Annotated in this window: 6 protein-coding genes; 2 read left to right on the top strand and 4 right to left on the bottom strand. The window is 43.6% G+C overall.

The genetic code is table 11. The features are described 5' to 3' along the window. The 3 genes from RI557_RS11235 to RI557_RS11225 form a co-directional block, all read right to left on the bottom strand. Positions 1-1,575, bottom strand: a 1,575-nt coding sequence (locus RI557_RS11235; protein WP_310683842.1) for a sodium:solute symporter, incomplete at its 3' end; no start/stop codon positions are given. 10 nt (positions 1,576-1,585) lie between these two features. After that, complete coding sequence (locus RI557_RS11230; protein ID WP_310668637.1) at positions 1,586-1,720, bottom strand: hypothetical protein; 135 nt, start codon at positions 1,718-1,720, stop codon at positions 1,586-1,588. Then, complete coding sequence (locus RI557_RS11225) at positions 1,713-4,196, bottom strand: PIG-L family deacetylase (protein ID WP_310683839.1); 2,484 nt, start codon at positions 4,194-4,196, stop codon at positions 1,713-1,715. The genes RI557_RS11230 and RI557_RS11225 overlap by 8 nt, the downstream gene beginning before the upstream one ends. A 237-nt stretch (positions 4,197-4,433) precedes the next feature. Between RI557_RS11225 and RI557_RS11220 the strand changes: the two genes are divergently transcribed. Beyond that, positions 4,434-4,556: a hypothetical protein gene (locus RI557_RS11220; protein WP_310668635.1), complete on the top strand. Its 123-nt coding sequence runs from the start codon at positions 4,434-4,436 to the stop codon at positions 4,554-4,556. Next, positions 4,556-5,377, top strand: coding sequence for a hypothetical protein (locus tag RI557_RS11215; protein WP_310683836.1), 822 nt, complete (start codon positions 4,556-4,558; stop codon positions 5,375-5,377). The genes RI557_RS11220 and RI557_RS11215 overlap by 1 nt, the downstream gene beginning before the upstream one ends. Positions 5,378-5,383: 6 nt before the next feature. Here the strand turns inward: RI557_RS11215 and RI557_RS11210 are convergent, their stop codons facing one another. Continuing rightward, positions 5,384-5,623 carry a hypothetical protein gene (locus tag RI557_RS11210; protein ID WP_310683834.1) on the bottom strand — a complete coding sequence of 80 codons (240 nt, stop codon included), beginning with the start codon at positions 5,621-5,623 and terminating at the stop codon, positions 5,384-5,386. Positions 5,624-5,753 lie beyond the last annotated feature (130 nt).

Genomic DNA, 5,753 nt, shown 5'->3' with positions numbered 1-5,753 from the left:
ATGACAGGTCAATACAGCGATTTCGCCCAAAACACCGGCCCAAAGCGTTGGTCGGCCACCGATTTTTTTGAGGAAAAATGCCACGAGGAAAATTCCCAGAATTGTTCCGTAAAATAAACTACCGAGCAAATTCACGAGCTGAATCAAGTTCTCAAATAAACTTGCCGAGAGTGCAACGGTTATCGCCAAAATACCCCAAACCAAAGTGAAAAACCGCGACATGCGAACTTCATTCACTTCACTGCTCGTCTTTCCTGATAATCGCTTGTAATAATCGACCATTGTCGTGGAGCAAAGCGCATTGATCTCTCCGGCTGTACTTGACATTGCTGCAGATAAAATCACCGCCAGCAAAAGCCCCACAACTCCCTGTGGCATGTAGCCTAAAATGAATGTCAGGAAGACATAATCGGTATCTTTTGTCTCGATTAGCGGATCGGCTTTTTTGAGGGTTTGCTTGAGCTCTGACCGCACCTCATCCGATTGGTTCTGAATGTTTTTCGCTTTTTCCAGTGCCTGTTGTTTTTCAGATCCTTCTTCCAGCATGTAGGTCGTGAGCGCATTTTCCTTTTCAGAATAAAGTGAACTGTACTCGCTTTCAAGATCTTTGATCTTTTGTGCGTGCTCAGTTTGAAGAGCTTCTTTCATCCCGGGGCGATTGAAAAATGCTGGCGGTTCATTGAACTGGAAAAACACGAAAACCATGATGCCCACAAACAGGATGAAGAGTTGCATCGGGACTTTTAAAAGCCCGTTGAACAACAATCCAAACCGGGACTCAGCCACCGATTTCCCTCCCAGGTAACGCTGAACCTGAGACTGATCTGTTCCAAAATACGAAAGTGCCAAAAAGAAACCTCCCAAAAGACCGGTCCACAAAGTGTAACGATTTTCGAGGTTGAAAGTCGTGTCAACAATTTCCATTTTCCCCATTTCACCGGCAAGGTTTACGGCCTCGCCAAAGTCGAGCTCATCAGGTAAATAGGAAATGATTAATCCAAACGCGAGGAACATCCCGCCCATGATCACGCCCATTTGCCATTTTTGGGTGAGACTTACGGCTCTGGTCCCTCCGGATACTACATAAACGATAACCAACACACCAACAAGAACATTGGTCAAATAGAGGTTCCAGCCGAGCAAGGTCGAAAGAATAATTGCCGGAGCGTAAATGGTGATTCCGGCCGCTAACCCGCGTGAAATCAAAAACAGCATCGCAGTAAAAAGCCGGGTCGGCAAACCGAAACGGCTCTCGAGATATTCGTAAGCTGTATAAACGTTGAGCTTATAGTAAATGGGAATAAAAACAGCCGAGATAATCACAGCTGCAATGGGCAATCCAAAATAAAACTGAACGAATCCCATCCCACTTTCAAATGCCTGCCCGGGCGTACTCAAAAAAGTAATTGCGCTGGCCTGTGTCGCCATTATCGACAACCCAATCGTCCACCAGTTTTGTTGGTTGTCACCCTTCAAATACCCGGAAATACTCTTGTTTTTGCGCGTTTTCCAGGCCCCGTAACCAACGATAAACAAAAGTGTTCCAGCGAGAATGATCCAATCGGTGAGTGTCATGACATGTGCTTTACCAAATGTTTGAAATAAACCAGTACGCTACAATCTGGATCAGCAGGAAAGCCAACACAAAAATGTAAAGCCCTTTCCAGCTCTTGAAAACCGGTGGCGATTTTACTTTATCTTCGATATCGGGTTTATTCATCGTTCTTTTGGTTCTGACCATTAACAGCTTGCGGAGCATAACTCACAATATTCGCGAAAAGCCTGAACGCTCCGGGAACTCCGGCAGGAAGCTCTCTAAAGAAGCTGATTCCGGTGTAAACGAACCTTCCTTTTCCATATTCAGCAGCGAGTAATGCTCCTTTTTTCATGTCTTCACCGGGATCGTTCCAGCCGATTAACGCCTCGTAATCATCGCTCCATTCTTCGGGGAAATAAAGTCCGCGTTCCTGGACCCAGCCGTCAAAATCATTTTCGGTGATTTTGTTTGGTGATTTAAACAACTCGTGTTCCCGATTCAAAAATGCAACCGGAGCTTCCTCAACAGTTACACGAGAACGACCAATTTTCAAGTCAAATGGACCAATTTCTTCGCTGATTAATCCGTAACTTTTGTTATACTGGACAACAAGATTCCCGCCTTGTTTCACATACTTGTTCAATGTTCCGTGAAGGTCGATAATAGCCGGAGTGGTGTTGTAAACACGAACACCCAGCACAACTGAACTGTAATCATTTAACACATCGAGCGTGAGTCGCTCGGGATCGAGAATATCAACGCTGTATCCCATTTGCTCGAGCGCTGTTGGCACCTCATCACCAGATCCCATGATGTAACCAATTCTATCGCCTACAGTTTTGATATCAGCCCTCACAAGATTGATAGAAGCTTTTGGCGTAACGAGTTGGTTTTCGATATGTCGGTAATCGATTTCTTTAATGTCGTGCGCTTTTTCGCCATTCACCAAAAAGTTCATTTCAATGTTCCCTTGATTTTCAGTCGGGAAAAGGGTGAAAGTCGCAAAGAAAGTTTGTCCTTTTCCTACATCTCTCTTTTCGATATATTCCGGCTTTGCAATCCAGCCCTCAGGTAGTTGTGGTTTTACAATTACCTTTTCCTGAGGTGCATTGTACGTTTTCACTTTCACCGTTACCTCTTTTGGCTCCATGCTGCCAAAAAGCACTGTTTTTTCATCAGGCGTAACGGTAACCTGCGGAATGATATGAAACGGTTTGTAGAGTTCTCCGTCCTTTCGGCTCACCCATTTGTAGCGGATATCGCGTGAAAATGGGATATCGCCTTTTTCGGTTTCAATGATAAAATCTGCCTGAAAAACTGCTGGCGTCTCAGGCATGTTGCGCCACTCAGGAACCGGAATAGGGAACATATTGTGCTCAGGATCTGACCAAAGCCAGTAGGGCACTGTTTTTTGGTCTGTTACTTTTAGTGTATCGGTCAGAGCCGTGACCTCATTGCCGAGTTCTTCGTTGACAGTCCACGACTTTTCGCCAACCTTGATCTCTTTGAGTTTAAGCTGGCTGTTGAGTTGTGAAATGGCTTCAAATTTTACGGGAACCTCAGTGTTCGCTGCGACTTTGTCTTTTTCAGCGAGGAACTCAAACCAAAATCCACCACAGGCTGCGATGAGTTCTTTGCACTGATTGAGTTTGTATTCTTTTTGATGAAAATCCCGTAATTCTTTGATCGCAAAATAAATATCGGTCAGAGCCGGGATGCTGGCATCCGGGTTTTGAGGATCGTAGCTCTCAAGCGCTTTATCGAGCATCTTTTGAACTTGTCTGCTTCCTTTAACTCTGTCCCACGAAAGGTCGATATCCTCAAACATCGAGTTTGATTTTACTTCATCACCCTTGCGTAACTCGAGGTATTCGATCGATTCACCGCGATCACGTGCATCACCAAATCCCTGGCTGCGGTGCTGACTTCGACTTTCAGCTGCAATCACAGTGTATTCTTTCCCGAGAAGCGGATTGTATTTTCCAACGTTTACTGTCACGTATTCATCAGCACGTTCAGCGATGTCTTTATCCCACCATGAACTGGCGTTAAAGAAGAGGCGTTTTACCTGCCATGCTCCAAATTTCTCGGCTGAGGCTGAAAACTGAGTTGGATCAGCTGCTGCTTCAAAAGCTTCATCTGCTAACATTGCCGATGCTGTGTGATGCCCGTGACCGGCATATCCGTTTGGCGGGAAACGCGTTACAATCACATCAGGTTTGAACTGGCGAATGGTGTAAACGACATCGGCCAGAATACTATCGCGATTCCATTTTTCAAATGTTTCCTCTGCTGTTTTACTGTATCCAAAATCGAGTGCTCGTGTAAAAAACTGCTCTCCTCCATCGTTGTTGCGGGCTTCCATCAACTCCTGGGTTCTGACCAACCCCATGAGCGGACCTTTTTCATCGCCAATTAGGTTTTGTCCGCCATCTCCTCTTGTGAGCGAAAGATATGCTGCTCGCACTTTTTTCTCGTTTGCTAACCATGTTATAAGGCGTGTGTTTTCGTCATCGGGATGGGCTGCCAAATACAGGACATTGCCAACTGTGTTCAGCTTTTCCATTTCATGCCTGATGCGTGCCGCGTCCCACTCAGGGTTCTGACCGAAAAGCGTTTGAGCAAAGAGGATTAGAGCGAGAAAGGTTATTTTTTGCATATGTTTACAATTAAGGAAATCACTATGTTTTTTCGTTACAAAAGACGAATTTTATCACCTTTGATCCAAAGTGGGCTAAATTAGCAATCCCACAGGAAACAACTGAAGTTAGGATAAGTTTGAATTGTTAATTTCTCGTCAAGATACTGAAATGAAATTAGTAACTTTGAAAGTATGAGTGTTCAGGATATTTTTAATCAAATAACCAAACTTCCGGTTGAAGAAAGAATTAAGTTAATGGAAGAAGTACTAAAGCCGATAAGAGAAAAAGAAGTGGACAATGAAATAGAAAAGGCTGTCGAAGAGATGGCTGAAGAGTACAGAACAGATCCAGAACTTACCGCTTTTACTCTATCTTAATGCGCTACATACTAATTATTGCCTTACTGGCTCTTAACACATCAATTTTTGCTCAATTCCGGGAATCAATTCAAACCGATAGACCCGGGCAATCTTACAATGCCCTCACAGTTGGTAAGAATGTTTTTCAGGTAGAATCAGGCCTTTTTGGCTCCATGTACGAAGAGCCGGGTTATGAAAATTTTCTTGGAAACCGAGATCAAAAAACAGGCTTTGTCAGCTCTATCCGTTTTGGGATCGCTGAACGAATTGAAGTCTCTACCGATTTCTCACTGCTGAGGAATGAAATCACATATCGGCAAACAAACAAGACAACTACTGCTGAAACCTCTGATTTAACTAATTCGCTGAGCGCGTGGCGAATTGGAGTGAGGGCGAACATTCTCGAGCAAAAAGGCTGGCGACCCGATTTAGCTGTTGGGGTGATCTACCATACTCCGTGGGTATCTGACGGCTTTGAATACACCGACAATCTCCCCGAGCTCATCATCACCAGTAATCATTCAATCGCGGGAAAATACAGTCTAAATCCAACGTTATCTGTTTTTTACACGAGCATCTATGAAACTCCAAACCTAAAGGGATCGATGAATTTCGTGATTCCGGTTCTGACCAAAGGAGGTGTTTTCCTGGGTGCTGCCGGTTATAACGATATTGAAGACAAGTGGCGCGGAATTGCAGAGGCCGGTTTTTATTACCAGGCAACGCCCAACCTACAATTCGATTTTGATTTTGGGTTTGACGATGTGCTCACTTCATTCAGATCCGTTTACGGCAACCTGGGAGTATCTTTCAGAATTTACAACAAAGAGGAGAAGTAAATCTTATCAGAGACTTACCGCAGTTAGCTTGTGTTTTTCAATAAAAGACTCATAACTAACCACCTTTCCTTCTTCAATCTCTTGAGTGGCTTTATTGATTTCTTCTTTTTGTTCATCAGATAATTCATCCCAAAAGTCATGACTCTCTTCAGATAAAAATATCTTCTTAATAGACTCAATAATTTTAGGGTTTTCCGTTTCCAGAAGTAATTTAGCCAGTCTTATTTTCTCTGCATGAATACTCATTGAATCAACAATTTAATCCTTATCCAAATTTACGATTTTTTATCAGGTATCATCATCCCCAAAAGCAAAGTCTTGGTATCTTCTAATTCGAGATTGTCAACCTTTTCTTGAAAAACATCAACGGGCAACT

The sequence above is a fragment of the Salibacter sp. genome (genome assembly GCF_031581065.1).
Classification (GTDB): domain Bacteria; phylum Bacteroidota; class Bacteroidia; order Flavobacteriales_G; family Salibacteraceae; genus Salibacter.
Note: the sequence above shows the minus strand (reverse complement) of the source record. Positions and strands in the feature narration are given on the sequence as shown.

Excerpts from the sequence above, each read along its gene's own strand:
- RI557_RS11220 (WP_310668635.1), top strand. The coding sequence starts at position 4,434 with ATGGAAGAAGTACTAAAGCCGATAAGAGAAAAAGAAGTGGACAATGAA.
- RI557_RS11210 (WP_310683834.1), bottom strand. The coding sequence starts at position 5,623 with ATGAGTATTCATGCAGAGAAAATAAGACTGGCTAAATTACTTCTGGAA.
- RI557_RS11225 (WP_310683839.1), bottom strand. The coding sequence starts at position 4,196 with ATGCAAAAAATAACCTTTCTCGCTCTAATCCTCTTTGCTCAAACGCTT.
- RI557_RS11230 (WP_310668637.1), bottom strand. The coding sequence starts at position 1,720 with ATGAATAAACCCGATATCGAAGATAAAGTAAAATCGCCACCGGTTTTC.
- RI557_RS11215 (WP_310683836.1), top strand. The coding sequence starts at position 4,556 with ATGCGCTACATACTAATTATTGCCTTACTGGCTCTTAACACATCAATT.